This is a genomic window from Marichromatium purpuratum 984 (assembly GCF_000224005.2).
Lineage (GTDB): Bacteria > Pseudomonadota > Gammaproteobacteria > Chromatiales > Chromatiaceae > Marichromatium > Marichromatium purpuratum.
The window spans coordinates 1-15,679 of record NZ_CP007031.1; the positions used below are offsets into that span (position 1 = coordinate 1).

At 66.6% G+C, this 15,679-nt stretch carries 11 protein-coding genes; 9 read left to right on the top strand and 2 right to left on the bottom strand.

Annotated elements, in window-relative coordinates; genetic code table 11:
- The first annotated feature begins 195 nt into the window (after positions 1–195).
- The 5 genes from dnaA to gatB all read left to right on the top strand — a co-directional run bounded on the left by dnaA (position 196) and on the right by gatB (position 8,322).
- On the top strand, positions 196–1,563 hold the full coding sequence (gene dnaA / locus MARPU_RS00005; protein ID WP_025275032.1) for a chromosomal replication initiator protein DnaA: 1,368 nt from the start codon (positions 196–198) through the stop codon (positions 1,561–1,563).
- A gap of 92 nt (positions 1,564–1,655) precedes the next feature.
- On the top strand, positions 1,656–2,756 hold the full coding sequence (dnaN, locus tag MARPU_RS00010) for a DNA polymerase III subunit beta (RefSeq protein ID WP_005222246.1): 1,101 nt from the start codon (positions 1,656–1,658) through the stop codon (positions 2,754–2,756).
- Between the two features lie 15 nt (positions 2,757–2,771).
- Positions 2,772–3,872 carry a DNA replication/repair protein RecF gene (recF, locus tag MARPU_RS00015; protein ID WP_005222245.1) on the top strand — a complete coding sequence of 367 codons (1,101 nt, stop codon included), beginning with the start codon at positions 2,772–2,774 and terminating at the stop codon, positions 3,870–3,872.
- A gap of 484 nt (positions 3,873–4,356) precedes the next feature.
- Positions 4,357–6,762 carry a DNA topoisomerase (ATP-hydrolyzing) subunit B gene (gene gyrB / locus MARPU_RS00020; RefSeq protein WP_005222244.1) on the top strand — a complete coding sequence of 802 codons (2,406 nt, stop codon included), beginning with the start codon at positions 4,357–4,359 and terminating at the stop codon, positions 6,760–6,762.
- A gap of 117 nt (positions 6,763–6,879) precedes the next feature.
- Positions 6,880–8,322 (top strand): Asp-tRNA(Asn)/Glu-tRNA(Gln) amidotransferase subunit GatB, encoded by a 1,443-nt coding sequence (gene gatB / locus MARPU_RS00025; protein ID WP_005222242.1) that lies wholly within the window; start codon positions 6,880–6,882, stop codon positions 8,320–8,322.
- Between the two features lie 58 nt (positions 8,323–8,380).
- Here the strand turns inward: gatB and MARPU_RS00030 are convergent, their stop codons facing one another.
- The gene (locus tag MARPU_RS00030; RefSeq protein WP_156929202.1) at positions 8,381–9,232 is read right to left on the bottom strand and encodes a DUF6544 family protein; all 852 of its coding nucleotides are present in this window, start codon (positions 9,230–9,232) and stop codon (positions 8,381–8,383) included.
- Between the two features lie 230 nt (positions 9,233–9,462).
- Entirely contained in the window at positions 9,463–11,208 is a 1,746-nt protein-coding gene (locus MARPU_RS00035) for a chloride channel protein (protein WP_025275034.1), read from the bottom strand.
- Between the two features lie 428 nt (positions 11,209–11,636).
- Here MARPU_RS00035 and MARPU_RS00040 point away from each other — a divergent pair, with 428 nt between their 5' ends.
- Genes MARPU_RS00040 through MARPU_RS00055 form a run of 4 tightly spaced genes read left to right on the top strand, consistent with a single transcriptional unit; the run spans position 11,637 to position 15,635 of the window.
- The gene (locus MARPU_RS00040) at positions 11,637–12,542 is read left to right on the top strand and encodes an ABC transporter ATP-binding protein (protein WP_005222237.1); all 906 of its coding nucleotides are present in this window, start codon (positions 11,637–11,639) and stop codon (positions 12,540–12,542) included.
- The gene (locus MARPU_RS00045) at positions 12,539–13,276 is read left to right on the top strand and encodes an ABC transporter permease (protein ID WP_005222234.1); all 738 of its coding nucleotides are present in this window, start codon (positions 12,539–12,541) and stop codon (positions 13,274–13,276) included. The genes MARPU_RS00040 and MARPU_RS00045 overlap by 4 nt, the downstream gene beginning before the upstream one ends.
- Positions 13,276–14,646 carry a GldG family protein gene (locus MARPU_RS00050; protein WP_005222232.1) on the top strand — a complete coding sequence of 457 codons (1,371 nt, stop codon included), beginning with the start codon at positions 13,276–13,278 and terminating at the stop codon, positions 14,644–14,646. Before MARPU_RS00045 ends, MARPU_RS00050 begins: the two co-directional genes overlap by 1 nt.
- Positions 14,643–15,635 carry a hypothetical protein gene (locus MARPU_RS00055; protein WP_005222230.1) on the top strand — a complete coding sequence of 331 codons (993 nt, stop codon included), beginning with the start codon at positions 14,643–14,645 and terminating at the stop codon, positions 15,633–15,635. The genes MARPU_RS00050 and MARPU_RS00055 overlap by 4 nt, the downstream gene beginning before the upstream one ends.
- Positions 15,636–15,679: the final 44 nt, after the last annotated feature.

A 15,679-nucleotide genomic window follows, 5' to 3' on the forward strand; every position in this document is an offset into this window, starting at 1 on the left:
CGCGAAAATTTAATCAATCCAGACGAAAAAGTCAATCCCGTTTTCGTCTTAACCTGTGGATAAGTCGCGCCGAGAACGCTAGACTCCGAGCGCACCGGAGTCGTTCGAGGTGCGCCTCGTCAACCAACTCCGCGACGAGGGTACCACCCAAGGGCGGTACGGATGCGGGCAACGAGACGAGGGTCGGGATCAACTGTGGGTGTGTGGGAAAAATGCGTCAAGCAGCTGAAAGGGGAACTGACCTCGGCCGAGTACAACACCTGGATCCTGCCGCTCCAGGCACGCATCGACGCCGATGTGTTGCGTCTGTTCGCACCCAACCGTTTCGTGCTCGACTGGACCCGCCAGCACTATGAGCCGCGCCTGCTCGAACTGTGTTCGCTGCACAGCGAGGGACAGGTCTCTCGGATCACCTTCAGCGTCGGTGGCATCGATCAGAGCGTGGCCGAACCCGACCCCACGCCGGCCCCGAGCCGCCCCCGCGCCAGCGCCAGCGCCCCGGCGGTAGCGACGGCTGGCGGCGACGACCGTGACCGCCAGCTCAGCGCCAATCTCAATCCCGACTTCACCTTCGACAGTTTCGTCGAGGGCAAGTCCAACCAGCTCGCTCGCGCCGCCTCCTTCCAGGTCGGTCAGAACCCGGGAACGGCCTACAACCCGCTGTTCATCTATGGTGGAGTGGGGCTGGGCAAGACCCACCTGATGCATGCGGTGGGCAACATGGTGCTCGCCTCCAACCCCAATGCCCGGGTCGCCTACCTGCACTCCGAGCGCTTCGTCGCGGAGATGATCAAGGCGCTGCAACACAATCGCATCGACGAGTTCAAGCGCACCTACCGCTCGGTCAACGCGCTGCTGATCGACGATGTCCAGTTCTTCGCCGGCAAAGAACGCTCGCAGGAGGAGTTCTTCCACACCTTCAACGCACTGTTCGAGTCTCGTCAACAGATCGTGTTATCCAGCGACCGTTTCCCCAAGGAAGTGGTGGGACTCGAAGAACGCCTGCGTTCACGTTTCGGTTGGGGGCTGACGGTCTCGATCGAGCCACCAGACCTCGAGACCAGCGTCGCCATCCTCCACAGCAAGGCCAGTCTGCTCGGCGTCGACCTGCCCGAGGACGTCGCCTTCTTCGTCGGTCGCCGGATCCGCTCGAATATCCGTGAACTCGAGGGCGCGCTGCGCCGACTGGTGGCTAACGCCCAATTCACCGGCAAACCGATCACTCTCGACTTCGCCAAGCACGCGCTGCGCGACATGCTCGCGGCGCAGGACAAGCAGGTCAGCATCGAGAACATCCAGAAAACCGTGGCCGAATACTTCAAGCTGCGCGCCTCGGACATGCTCTCGGCCAAGCGCAGTCGCTCGATCGCCCGACCGCGCCAGATCGCCATGGCCCTGGCCAAGGACCTGACCAAGCACAGTCTTCCCGAGATCGGCAACGCCTTTGGCGGGCGCGATCACACCACCGTGCTGCACGCCACGCGCAAGATCAAGAGCCTGCGCGAGAGCGACGCCGGGGTCGAGGAGGACTACAGGAATCTGCTGCGAATCCTGACCTCCTGAGTCACGCACGGGTCCAGGATCGCGCCGTTCGGTGCTCGCACCCATCACATGCGACATCGCAATCGCCCATTCACGATTTTTAGGAGACATTCATGGAATTCGTCGTTAACCGCGAGATCTTGTTGCCGGCGCTGGGGAAGGTGATCGGCGTCGTCGAGCGCCGTCAGACACTGCCGATCCTCGGCAACTTCCGACTGGTGGCTCGCGAGGGCGAACTCACCATCCTCGGCACCGACCTCGAGGTCGAGGTCCAGACCCGCTGCGAGGCGGCGGTCCAGGAAGTCGGCGAGACCACGGTCCCGGCACGCAAGCTGGTCGACATCTGTCGTAACCTCGGCGAGGGCACCGACATCCGCTTCCGTATCAGCGACGAGCGCTGCGTGGTCACCGCCGGGCGTGGGCGCTTCTCGCTCGGCGTGCTGCCGGCGGTCGACTTCCCGGTGATGGAGCAGGAGCAGGGCGGGGTCGAGTTCGGACTCGACGAGGCCGGTTTCAAGCGGGTGCTGGAGAAGACCGCCTTCGCCATGGCCCAGCAGGACGTGCGCTATTACCTCAACGGTCTGTTGATCGAGTTCGATGCCAAGGGACTGACCGCGGTGGCCACCGACGGTCATCGTCTGGCCAAGTTCAACACCGATCTCGGGGTCGCCGCGGTCGACGGGCGCCAGGTCATCCTGCCGAGCAAGACGGTGCTCGAACTGCGCCGCCAGCTCGGTAACTCCAACGACCCGGTCTCAGTGGTCCTGGGCGAGAAGAGCATCCGTCTGGTGATCGGCGACATGATGATGACCTCGAAGCTGGTCGACGGTCGCTACCCCGATTACGAGCGGGTCATCCCGCAACAGCTCGCCAAGTCGGCAGTGATCGACAAGGAGCCGCTCAAGCGCGCGCTCTCGCGCACCGCCATCCTCTCCAACGAAAAGTATCGCGGCGTGCGTCTGGCTTTCGACAATGGACTGCTCAAGCTCCAGGCCCACAACCCGGAGCAGGAAGAGGCCGAGGAGGAGGTCGAGATCGAGTACCAGGGCGAATTCACCGCGATCGGCTTCAACGTCTCCTACCTCACCGATCTGCTCGGCGTGCTCGATGGCAGCGAGGTCGAGGTCAGCTTCCAGGACGGCAACAGCAGTTCGGTGTGGCGGGGCAGGGGCGCGGAGGCCGAAACCTACGTGGTGATGCCGATGCGCCTCTAGTCGCATCCTGACGAGATGCCCGAGTCCAGCCCTGTCTGTCCGTTGCGCACGCTGCGGGTGGTCCATCTGCGGCGCTGCCGTGAGGTCGCGCTGGAGACCGCAGCCCCCGTGGTGGTGATCACCGGCGGCAACGGTGCGGGCAAGACCACGCTGCTCGAGGCGGTCTATCTGCTTGCCCGCGGGCGCAGCTTCCGTGGCCGTAAGGCCGGCCCGATGACCACCCGCGGCGAGCGCGGCACCCTGGTCGAGGGGCGTTGCGAGGCCGATGCGCCGAACGGACGCCTGCTGCGTTATCGGCGCGATCATCATGGTCGCGAGCACAGCCTCGACGGTCTGCCCTGGCCGCCAGCGGGTGACGATCGTCCACTGCGCATCAAGCTGATCGGTGAGAACGCCCAGTCGCTGCTCGAAGGCGACCCGACGCTGCGCCGGACCTTCCTCGACTGGAACCTGTTCCACGTGGAACCTCGACTCGGCGCGCTCAGACGAGAACTCTCACGGGTCCAACAACAACGCAACGCCGCGCTGCGGCGCGGTGGTGGGCGAGAACTCGCGGTCTGGGATCGAGGGTTGAGTGAACTGGGTGAGCGTATCGACGGCCAGCGTCAGGTGTTCTTCGCGCACTGGCGAACGCGCTTCCACGAACTCGCCGCGACCTTTCCCTTCCTCGACGGGGCCGATCTGGTGTTCGCTCGGGGCTGGCCGGCGCAACAGTCGCTGGCCGAGGCCATCACCACCGCCCGGCGTGCAGAACTCAGTCGTGGACATACCCTGATCGGTCCCGGTCGAGCCGAGTTCCAGCTGGTGCGCGACGGCGCCCGACTCGCGCTCTCACGCGGCCAGGCCAAGGTCGTGGTCTGTCTGTTGCAGCTCGCCGCCGAGCAGGTCCATCGCGACCAGGGACTCGCGCCGGCACTCTGGCTGCTCGACGACATCGAGGCCGAACTCGACACTCACACCTTGGAGCGACTCTGGGGACTGCTCGGCCAACGCGACGGCCAGTGCATCCTCAGCCGGGTTGCGACCTCCCCGGACCCAGGCCCCTGCACCCGCCCCAACGCCACCCGAGTGTTTCACGTGGAACACGGAGCCGTGACCTCAAGCGCCGGGCATTGATCGGATGCGCGTGTTCCACGTGAAACGGGGGATCGCCGAACGGCTCCCGACCCCGGACACCGCTTGCTCCACGTGAAACCATCGGCGCGCAAGGCAGGGGACTGACAGGGATGTTTCACGTGAAACCCAGCCAGGGGCATGTACCCGACGATCGTTGCACAACGCCCAAGCAGGGCGGCATCCCGTATAATCAAGGGATGAGACGACCGCTCTGGACCCTCGCAGCGCGCGTGGCGTGTCGGCATCGGCCGCTCACCGTCGACGCGGGGCACGCCCCTCGTCCCGTGCAGGCTCTCGCCCCCCCGGGGCCACGCCAGATCATGACACCCGGAGGTCCGCACGGAGGACGCCCAGTGCGTTTCAGCACGACGCCCCAGAACACGACGCTCGGCTCGAACACCGAACCGCGTATCCCTCGATCCTTTGCCCTTTGCCCCCCGGGCATCGAACGACAGGATCTCACTCATCGCTCGAAGCAGATCACATGACGTACGATTCCTCCAACATCAAGGTACTCCGCGGATTGGACGCTGTCCGCAAGCGTCCGGGTATGTACATCGGCGACACCGACGACGGCACCGGTCTTCACCACATGGTGTTCGAGGTGGTCGACAACTCCATCGACGAGGCACTCGCCGGTCATTGCTCGAGCATCAGCGTGACCCTGCATGCCGACGGTTCGGTCTCGGTACTCGATGACGGACGCGGTATCCCCGTCGACATCCACGAGGAAGAGCAACGCTCGGCCGCCGAGGTCATCCTCACCGTGCTCCACGCCGGCGGTAAGTTCGACGACAACTCCTACAAGGTCTCCGGCGGCCTGCACGGGGTCGGCGTCTCGGTGGTCAATGCGCTCTCGGAGTGGCTCAGGCTGCGCATCCAGCGCGGCGGGCACATCTATGAGCAGGAATACCGCATGGGCGAACCCATGTACCCGCTCAAGCGTATCGGCGACACCGAGCAGACCGGCACCGAGATCCGTTTCCAGCCCTCACCCGAGATCTTCACCAGCCTCGATTTCCACTACGACATCATGGCTCGTCGGCTGCGCGAACTCTCCTTCCTCAACTCGGGAGTGCGCATCACCCTCAGCGAAGAGGCGACGGGACGCAGCGATCACTTCGAGTACCAGGGCGGCATCCGCGCCTTCGTCGAGCACCTCAACAGCAACAAGGAACCGATCCACCCGACGGTGATGCACTTCAGCGCCGAGCGCCAGGACATCTCCGTCGAACTGGCGATCCAGTGGAACAGTGGGTATCAGGAGACCATCTTCTGCTACACCAACACCATTCCGCAGCGCGACGGCGGCACCCACCTCGCGGGGCTGCGCGCCGCACTCACCCGCACCCTCAACAGCTATATCGAGCAAGAGGCGCTGGACCGCAGCCAGAAGGTGCGCGCCATCGGCGACGACGCCCGCGAAGGCCTCACCGCGGTGCTCTCGGTGAAGGTGCCGGACCCCAAGTTCTCCTCGCAGACCAAAGACAAGCTGGTCTCCTCGGAGGTCAAGTCGGTGGTCGAGTCGCTGGTCGCCGAACAGCTCGGTATCTTCCTCGAGGAGACCCCGAACGAGGCCAAGGCGATCGCCAACAAGATGCTCGAGGCGGCGCGCGCGCGTGACGCCGCGCGCAAGGCGCGCGAGATGACGCGGCGCAAGGGCGTGCTCGACATCGCCGGGCTTCCCGGAAAACTCGCCGACTGTCAGGAGAAGGATCCGGCGCTCTCCGAACTCTATCTGGTCGAGGGAGACTCGGCCGGTGGCTCGGCCAAGCAGGGGCGTGATCGCAGCTTCCAGGCGATCCTCCCGCTCAAGGGCAAGATCCTCAACGTCGAGAAGGCGCGCTTCGACAAGATGCTCTCCTCGGCCGAGGTCGGCACCCTGATCACCGCGCTCGGCTGCGGCATCGGGCGCGAGGAGTACAACCCGGACAACCTGCGCTATCACCGCATCATCATCATGACCGATGCCGACGTCGACGGCGCCCACATCCGCACCCTGCTGCTGACTTTCTTCTATCGGCAGATGCCCGAGCTGGTCGAGCGTGGCTACATCTATATCGCCCAACCACCGCTGTTCAAGATCAAGAAGGGCAAGCAGGAGGAGTATCTGCTCGACGAGCCGGCGCTCAACAACGCCATGCTGCAGACCGCGCTCGACGGGGCCGAGCTGCACGTCTCGGCCGACGCCATGGCGCTGGCGAGCACCGCGCTGGAGGCGCTCGCCCGCGATTACCAGGTCTTCGTCGGTATCGTCAAACGGCTCGCCGCGCGCTATGACGCGGCCTTCCTCGAGGAACTCACCCATCTGCCCGCGCTCGAGACCGCGACCTTCAACGATCCCGAGGGCTTCGCGCAGTGGCACCAGCGTCTCGAATCCGGACTCAACCGTGAGCAATCACCCTCGTTGCACTACCGCGTCAAGCATGTCGCCGCCACCGAGGAACGCGCCCCGGGGCTGGAGGTGGTGCGGCTGATCCACGGTATTCCCGACACCCGCTTCGTACCGCTGGAGTTCTTCCACACCGCCGACTACAAGCGACTGGTCGACTACGGCGCCAAGGTCGACGGGCTGCTCGAACCCGGCGCCTACATGGCCCGTGGCGAGCGCCGCCGCGAGATCAGCGCACTCGGCGAGGGCGTGCGCTGGCTGCTCACCGAGGCCCAGCGCGGCTACAGCATCCAGCGCTACAAGGGACTCGGCGAGATGAACCCGGAGCAGCTGTGGGAGACCACCATGAACCCGGAGGGTCGGCGTCTGCTGCAGGTCTCGATCGAGGACGCGGTCGCCGCCGATCGTATCTTCACCACCCTGATGGGCGATCAGGTCGAGCCGCGCCGTCAGTTCATCGAGCACAACGCGCTCAACGTCGAGAACCTCGACGTCTAGAACCCGGTTGCCGCAGACGTCGCCCTGGAGCGGCGTCCTCGGCGCCGGGATCGCTCAACACCCAGGCACCCAGGGTGCCTGGTGACGCATCGACAAGAGAATCAGGCAGGCCCAACCATGCAATGGGAAACCGTCATCGGTCTCGAGATCCACACCCAACTCGCGACCCAATCCAAGATCTTTTCCGCGGCACCGACGGCCTTCGGCGCCGAACCCAACACCCAGGCATGCGCCATCGATCTCGGCCTGCCCGGGGTGCTGCCCGTGCTCAACGCTGAGGTGGTGCGCCTGGCGGTCCGTTTCGGCACCGCGATCGGCGCCGAGATCGCCCCGCGTTCGGTATTCGCACGCAAGAACTACTTCTACCCGGACCTGCCCAAGGGCTATCAGATCAGCCAGTACGAGCTGCCGATCGTCGGTCGCGGCCAGGTCGAGATCGTGCTTGATGACGGCAGCGTGAAGACCATCGGCGTGACCCGCGCGCACCTCGAGGAGGACGCCGGCAAGTCGCTGCACGACGACAGCCTGCTCGGTGGCGGCTACACCGGTGTCGACCTCAACCGCGCCGGCACCCCGCTGCTCGAGATCGTCTCCGAGCCCGACATGCGCTCGCCCGAGGAGGCGGTCGCCTACGCGCGCAAGATTCACCAGCTGGTGCGTTACATCGGTATCAGCGACGGCAACATGCAGGAGGGCTCGTTCCGCGTCGACGCCAACGTCTCGGTACGCCCGCTCGGCAGCGACACCTTCGGCACCCGCACCGAGATCAAGAACGTCAACTCCTTCCGCTTCCTCGAACGCGCCATCGCCTTCGAGGTCGAGCGCCAGATCGACCTGCTCGAGGATGGCGGCAGCGTGGTCCAGGAGACCCGGCTCTACGACGCGGCCAACGACGAGACCCGCTCGATGCGCACCAAGGAGGAGGCCAACGACTACCGTTACTTCCCCGACCCCGATCTGTTGCCGGTCGAGATCGAGAGTGCCTTCATCGAGCGCGTCGCCGCCGAACTGCCCGAACTGCCCGATGCCAAGCGCGCCCGTTTCCGTGACGCCTTCGGGCTGTCCGAATACGACGCCAACCTGCTCGCGGGCAGCCGCGCGCTGGCCGACTACTTCGAGGTCGTGGCACGCACCAGCGGCGAGCCCAAGCTCGCCGCCAACTGGGTCAGCGGCGAGCTGATGGCCGCGCTCAACAAAGCGGGACTGGAGATCGACGCCTCCCCGGTGAGCGCCGAGGGACTCGCCGGACTGATCGCCCGGATCAAGGACGGCACCATCTCGGGCAAGATCGCCAAGCAGGTGTTCGAGGCGATGTGGCAGGGCGAGGACGATGCCGACCAGGTGATCGAACAGAAGGGGCTCAAGCAGATCACCGACACGGGAGCGATCGAGTCAATGATCGACGAGATCATCGCCGCCAACTCCGCCCAGGTCGAGCAGTATCGCGCCGGCAAGGACAAGGTGTTCGGCTTCTTCGTCGGTCAGGTGATGAAGGCCAGCGCCGGCAAGGCCAACCCCCAACAGGTCAACACCATCCTCAAGGACAAGCTGAAACCTTGATCTGACCGGTCGCGGCATCACGCCCGCCACAGGGTGGCGGGCGTGATGCCGGCGAACCTCAGGGCGTGAACTTGTAGCGCGCCTCGCTCACCCGTCCCTGAGCATAGACCCGACGCCCCTGGGGCAACCCCCAGGCCATCTCGTACTGCACCGGAATCAGCATCCCACCGTGCGCGCGATATTCCCAGAAGCGCATCTCCCAGGGGGTCTCGATCCGAGTGCCACCGACCCGTCGCTCACGCGTCTGCGCCCGCGCCACGCGCACCAGTCCGCCATCATCGAAGGTGAACACCACCTCGACACCGATGCTGTCATCGTCCAGGATCGCGCGAGCATGCCGACCGTCGATCGCTTCCCAGTTCACCCCCTGACTCGGTAGCAACCGGGTCGGATACCATACCGCCTCGGCGAGAAAACGGGTGAGTTCGCTGCTCGCGCCAGCCGCCTCCTCACGCGAGCGCACCACCGGGATCAGACCGAACAGCTTGTAGCGAGCGACCCCGATCCCGGCGAGCAATCCCTGGTGGGCGAACAACCCGAGCCCGGGCAGCCAACGTAGCCGCGCGTCCCACAACCAACCCGGACGGGAGAGGAAGACGTGCTGGCGGGCACGAAAGGGAATCCAGCGGGTACGGGCGCGACCGAGATCGACCTTCCCCTCCTGAGCAATTTCGGCGGTGGCTACCAATGGCTGACACGAACTCAAGACGGCATTGAAATAGGCTTGCACCGGCTCCGGCAACCCCTGCAGCTCATCGCACTCGAAAGTGCGCGGCGTCACCGCACGCCTGGCCGCCTCGAGCTGCTCGACCAGCGCCACGGTCATGCGCTGCCAACGCGTGACACCGAGCAGAATCACCGCTGCCGATACCATGATCAGCGCAAACAGCGCGAAAAACAGCGTATTCAACAACATGCTCGTTCCTGATTGCAGTGTAAAAGGAACGCCGCACGCCGGCCCCCGGGGTCTCACCGGGATCACGATCCGGCGCGCGACTCACGAACCACCCCTCCAGATCGCGATACATGATCGCGCACCTCAGCTACCAGTCGCCAGTCGCCGGCCAGGGGCGCCATGCCGTCCCCACTGGAAGCTGGCGACTGGCCACTGGTAGCTAATGGCCAGCGGCTGATGCCCGCTCAATACCGATACGCCGACTCGATACGCCCGCGGGTGAGGACACCGTAGACGTGGTCGATCCCCGGGGCCAGGGGACGCTGGACATAGAGCGCCTCGACCCCGCGGGCATTGAGCTGCTCGATCGCCTCCTGCAGGGTCGCCTGGAGATGGATGGGGGCAAGCTCGAAACGCTCGGCGGGGATCTCCAGCAGATCGATTTCGACCGTCTCCGGGACGCGCGCGAGTTCGCTGGCGATCGCCAGCCCCGGCATCAACACGCTGGGGACACCATCCTGATCGACGACGATCCAGTCCGGCGCATCGGCGACCAGACATTCGGCCAGAGCGCGATCAAGCAGCCGATGTTGACGCACAAAACCGGTGTTCATCACGCTCGCCACACCGCTCCTGCGCAGCATCGCGATCACCGGGTTGGCGCGATAATCGAGCCCCTTGGCGCGCAGCAGGGTCAGGAACATCGAGTCCTTGCCGAACAGCTGGCGACAGGTCAGCGCAGCGATCACGATCGCCAGCATCCCCGGCATCATCACCCCGGGGCTGTGGCTGAGCTCGACGATGGCGGTGAGCGCGGCCAACGGTGCCTGCAGGCTCGCGCCCATCATCGCCCCCATGCCGAGCAGGGTATAGAAGGTGACATGGGCGGGATCGAGCGGGACGAAGAACGCACTGATCACGGCGGTGAGATTGCCGACGATCGCCCCCATGAACAGCGCCGGGCCGATGTTGCCCCCGGGGATCCCGAGTCCGACGCTGAGCGCGGTGGCGGCGAGCTTGGCGACGAGCAGCACCACCAGAAAGCCCCAGGCGGCCTGACCGGTGAGCAGCGTCTGCTGGGTGTCGTAACCGAGCCCCATGACCTCGGGGACCAGGACACCGATGAGCCCGGCGGCAAGCCCCGCAACCAGGTAACGACGCAACCCACCGAGACGCCCGGCAAGCCGTGCCGCGCCCTGCAACGACTGGATATAGGCCGCCGCGACCGCGCCGGCAAGCACCCCCAGCAACAGCACCGGCAGCAGATCGGCGAGCGAGCCGAGCACGAAGGGCGGGAGCAGCAACACCGGAGCGCTGCCGAAGACGGCCACGGCGACGGCATTGGCGCTCACCGCCGCCAGCGTGACCGGGATAAAACCAGCAATGCTGTAGGGTAGCGCCAGCACCTCCAGGGCGAAGATCACCCCGGCCAGCGGGGTGTTGAAGGAGGCGGCGATCCCGGCAGCGGTCCCGCAGGCGGCCATGGTGCGGATGCTGTTGTTGGGCAGGGAGAAGAGCTGGCCGAGCAGACTGCCGCTAGCCGCGCCGAGATGGACGTGTGGCCCCTCGCGCCCCACCGAGTGGCCGCTGACGATGGCGATGGCCGCACCGACGAACTGCAGCACGAAGCCGCGCAGGGTCAGATAGCCCTGGTGATACTCCATGCGCTCCATCACCCGGGCCACGCCGAGCACCTGGATACCCTGAGCAAAGCGCAGGAAGATCACCCCGATGACCAGCGCCCCGGCGAGCGGCAGCAACAGCCGCACCCAGACGGCGAGCGCCTCGTAGTTCTCACCATGCTCGGGCAGCCAGGCGGCCTGAGCCCCCTCGACCGCGAGCCGGAAGACGACGATCACCGCACCGGCCAAGAGCCCGGTCAACAACCCGATAGCGGCGTGCCACACCAGCGCCTCCGGGCGCGACAGACGCAGCCGGAGCCACTCCAGCGAGGGATGGAACCAAGTCGGTAACGGGCTAGGACGACGCATGCGCCGCATTCTTGCCGCCACCGCCGGGCATGGCAAGGTATCAAGTCGCCAGCGGCCAGCGGCCAGCGGCCAGCGGCCAGCGGCCAGCGGCCAGCGGCCAGCGGCCAGCGGCCAGCGGATTGAACCGCAAAGCCGCGAAGGGCGCAAAGTGAATGATGTGTGATGTCGGCGTGAGGCCACAGGCGGCTGATCGCTGGCGGCTTATTCCCCCTTCGCGTGCTTCGCGGCTTTGCGGTTCAATCCTAGCGGCTGGCGGCTGGCGGCTGGCGGCTGGCGGCTGGCGGCTGGCGGCTGGCGGCTGGCGGCTGGTAGCTGGTAGCTGGTCGCTGGTCGCTGGTCGCTGGTCGCTGGTCGCTGACGACTGATCGCTGGAAGTGTTTGGCAATCCCCCGAGGAGCGGGTATCTTGCCGCTGTCATGGAGACCCTCGTGCGTGCAACCGCCCTGAGCCGCCGCTTCGGACGCCATCAGGCGCTCTCCGAGGTGGAGCTGACGCTCGATACCGGTCAGGTGCTCGGTCTGCTCGGTCCCAATGGGGCCGGCAAGAGCACCTGTCTGCGGCTGCTCGCCGGCGTGCTCGCCCCGAGCAGTGGCCGGGTCGAGATCCTCGGCGCCGATCTCGCCCGTCAGCCACGCCTAGCCAGACGTCGGCTCGGCTATCTCCCCGAGCGACCACCGCTCCACCCCGAGCTGCGGGTCGACGAGTATCTACGCTTCTGCGCGCGATTGCGCGGCATCGCGCGCGAGCGCATCACCGCGAACCTGGACGAGGCCAAGCATCGCTGCGGACTCGACCGGGTGGGACGCCAGCTCGTCGGCACCCTGTCCAAGGGCTATCAGCAGCGTCTGGGGATCGCCCAGGCGATCATCCACCGCCCCCAGGTCCTCATCCTCGATGAGCCGACCGAAGGGCTCGATCCCTATCAGATCCGCGAACTGCGCGCACTGATCCGCGATCTCGCGCACCAGTGCGGCATCATCCTCTCGAGCCATATCCTCCCCGAGGTGCAGGCGGTCTGCGACCGGGTGATGATCCTGCACCGGGGTCGAGTGCGCTATGACGGCTATCCCGCCGCCGAGCACAATCCACACCTGTGGCGGATCCGGCTCGGCGCCCCGGAACAGGGCGAGCAGTTGCGCACGCTCGACTCACTCGATCAGGTGAGTCCTGTCGCCGAGAGCCGCTACCGGGTGGTCCTCAAGGATGGCGCGAGCGCCGCCGACCTGGCCCGCGAACTGATCGCTGCCGGGGTCGATCTACACGAACTCCACCCCGAGCGCAGCGACCTCGAGCGCGTCTTCTTCGACCTCACCGGCGCGGAGGAGTCGACATGATCCGTACTCTGTTCACCCGTGAGCTGCTCGGCGGCGCCGTCACCCCCTTGCCCTGGGTGCTGCTCGGCGGCGCCCAGATCGTGCTCGCCTGGATCTTTCTCCAGGTGATCGAAGAGGTCGCCGGACTCGACGCGGCGAGCCGCCAGCACAGCCTGACCCTGGAGCTGACCCTCAACCTGTTCGGCTTCACCGCGGTGATCCTGATGTTCGCCGCACCGCTGATGGGCGCGCGGATGCTCAGCGCGGAGCTGCGCGACGGACGCTTCGCGCTGCTCGCCAGCGCCCCGATCGGCAGTAGCGAGATCGTGCTCGGCAAGTATCTCGGGCTGTGGACACAGCTCACCCCGCTGTGTCTGCTGCCGGCGCTCAACTTGCTATTGCTCGTCGGCGCCGCGCCGCTCGACGCGGGACAGATCGTCGCCGCCACCCTGGGGCTGTGGCTCGCCGCCGGCCTGTTCGCTGCGGTGGCCATCCACGCCTCGACACTGAGCACCCAGCCGACGAGCGCGACCCTGGCCGCCTTCGCCGTGCTGCTGCTGCTCTCGGTCATCGGTCGCGCCGAGCAGTTCGTCGACGGCTCACTGTCACTGTTCGGTTGGCTGACCTGGAACGAGCACCTCTTCTGGTTCCTGCTCGGTGCCGTCCGACTCAGCGACCTCGCCTATTTCGCCCTGTTCAGCGCGGTCTTCCTCGCGCTCGCCCAGCGCCGCCTCGACAACCGACGGCTCGCCTGATGTCGCCACTGCATCGCATCCACGCCCTGCTCAAACGACTCGATCGCCCGCTCGCCGATGGCGTCTTCCTCGCGCTGCTGTTCGCCGTAGCGATCGCCGCCGGCTGGCTGAGCGCACGCCACGACCATTACTGGGACTGGACCTCGAGTGGCGACAACAGCCTCTCGGTCGAGAGCCTGCAGCTGCTCGCACAGCTCGATCAGCCACCGCGCATCACCGTCTTCGCCGATCCCGACGGTCTGCTCGGCAGATCGATCAGGCGTTTTCTCGCCCGCTATCAACAGGCGCTCCCCGATATGCTGGTCGAGTTCGTCGACCCGCGTCGCTTCCCCGAACGCGCGCGTAACGCCCAGGTCCGGGTCGATGGCCAGTTGCTGGTCGAGTATCGCGGCCGACGCGAGACCCTGGAGCGGCTCGACGAGTACAGTCTCAGTGCTGCCATCGCCCGATTGCTGGAGGATCGACGACCCTGGGTCGCGGTGATCGAGGGGCACGGCGAACGCGACATCGATGGCGATGGCGCCGCCGATCTCGGTCGACTCGGGCGCGAACTCGAGGCCCAGGGCTTTCTCGCCCGTCCGCTGGACCTGGCGCTGGTCAGCGATGTCCCGGTCAACACCCACCTGGTGGTCCTCGGCCAGCCCGAGATCGCACTCTTCCCCGGCGAGGTCGAGCGACTGATCGACTACCTCGACCGTGGCGGCAACCTGCTGTGGCTGCTCGACCCCGGCCCGCTCAACGGCCTCGAGCCACTGGCCGAACGGCTCGGGCTGCGCCCGCTGCCCGGGATGGTGCTCGACCCCGAGAGCCTGGAGCAAGGCGCCGACACACCAACCCTGGCCCAAGGGAGCGCCACCACCACGCCCCACCCACTGACCGCCATGCTGTCGCAGCCGGTACTGTTCCCCGGGGCGCGCGTCTTCGCCCCCGAAACGGCCGAGGACTGGAGCCTCGCGCAGCCACTGGTCAGCGGCCCACGCAGCTGGAACGAGGTCGGACGCATCGAGCCCGGGAGCTACCGCGACGAGGTCGTCGGCGAGCTGGCCGGCCCCCAGGCGCTCCTGCTCGCGTTGACCCGCGCGAGCACCGAGGGCGACCGCCACCAGCGCATCGCAGTCATCGGCGACGGTGATTTCATGAGCAACGCCTGGATCAACCGCGAGGGCAACCGGGCGCTCGCCTTCGCGTTGATCGATTGGCTCAGTGGCGCGCGCATGCACCCGTTGCCATCACCGGCGCCCGGACACCCGCCACTCGAACTCGACGATGAGCGGCGCCTGCTGCTCGGCGCAGGCAGCCTGGGCGCGATCCCCGGACTGTTGCTTGCCAGCTGGCTGCTGATCCAGTGGCGACGCGGGAGGGCACGATGAACCAACGCTGGCGGATCAACCTGGTCCTGGCGCTGGTGCTGCTCGGACTCGCACTGGCGATCCGCGACGAGCTGCGCCAGCACCATGCGAGCCCGCTGCTGGCGACGATCGAGCCGGCACAGATCCAGCGCGTCGGGCTCGAACGCGATGGCGAGCCGCCACTGGAGTTCATGCGTGCCGGTACGGGCTGGGAGCTACGCACGCCCTTCCGCGCGCCGGCCGATACCGAGCACATCGAACGCCTGCTCGGGGTACTCGCCATCCCGGTGCGACAGAGCTTCCCGGCCAGCGGGCTCGAACTCGCCCCCCTGGGGCTGTCACCACCCCGGGTACGACTACGGGTCGATGCCCGTGAGTTCGCCTTCGGCGCGACCGATCCACTCCAGCAGCATCGCTATGTCGCCGTCGGCGATCTCGTGCACCTGATCGACGATCGCGCCTATCACCTGCTGATCGCGCCGCTGCGCGACTATGTCTCGGCGCGCCCGCTGCCGGCGGACTTCGTCCCGGTACAGGGCACGCTCGAGGGTGTCGGCCTGACCCCAGAGTCGCTCGACGCACTGCCCGCGCTCAGCGCCGAACGGGTCGAGCACGATCCCGAGCCGCCACGCGGCACCGCCCTCAGTCTGCGTGCCGAGGACGGTCGGATGCTGCGCTTCCGTCTCTCCGAGGATCAGCGCAGCTGGCGACGACTCGATCAGCCGCTGCGCTATCTGCTGGCCACGACACCCAGGCTCGCGACCGATCCGGCGCTCGCGCCGCTGCCCGAACCGACGACGTCATCGGCGGCCACGGGTACCGATCCCTTCGCCCCGGAGAGCCGCGCGATGAACGAACCCGTGCTGCCGAGCGACACCCTGCTCGGACCACCACCGGAGGTCCGCCTCGGTCCCGAACGCCCCAGCCCCGAGGCCGGCTTCGGCGCCGAGCCCTACAAGCGTCCGCCCCAGGGCTTCGGCCAGGACCCCTTCGCCCCGGATCCACCCTGACGATGACGGCTGTCACGGCCGATCACCCGCGTTCGAGAGTAAGC

What these genes read in the sequence shown, in the direction of transcription:
- recF (WP_005222245.1), top strand. Translation starts at nt 2,772, where the DNA reads ATGCCCGAGTCCAGCCCTGTCTGTCCGTTGCGCACGCTGCGGGTGGTC.
- gyrB (WP_005222244.1), top strand. Translation starts at nt 4,357, where the DNA reads ATGACGTACGATTCCTCCAACATCAAGGTACTCCGCGGATTGGACGCT.
- dnaN (WP_005222246.1), top strand. Translation starts at nt 1,656, where the DNA reads ATGGAATTCGTCGTTAACCGCGAGATCTTGTTGCCGGCGCTGGGGAAG.
- MARPU_RS00055 (WP_005222230.1), top strand. Translation starts at nt 14,643, where the DNA reads ATGAACCAACGCTGGCGGATCAACCTGGTCCTGGCGCTGGTGCTGCTC.
- MARPU_RS00050 (WP_005222232.1), top strand. Translation starts at nt 13,276, where the DNA reads ATGTCGCCACTGCATCGCATCCACGCCCTGCTCAAACGACTCGATCGC.
- MARPU_RS00035 (WP_025275034.1), bottom strand. Translation starts at nt 11,208, where the DNA reads ATGCGTCGTCCTAGCCCGTTACCGACTTGGTTCCATCCCTCGCTGGAG.
- MARPU_RS00045 (WP_005222234.1), top strand. Translation starts at nt 12,539, where the DNA reads ATGATCCGTACTCTGTTCACCCGTGAGCTGCTCGGCGGCGCCGTCACC.
- gatB (WP_005222242.1), top strand. Translation starts at nt 6,880, where the DNA reads ATGCAATGGGAAACCGTCATCGGTCTCGAGATCCACACCCAACTCGCG.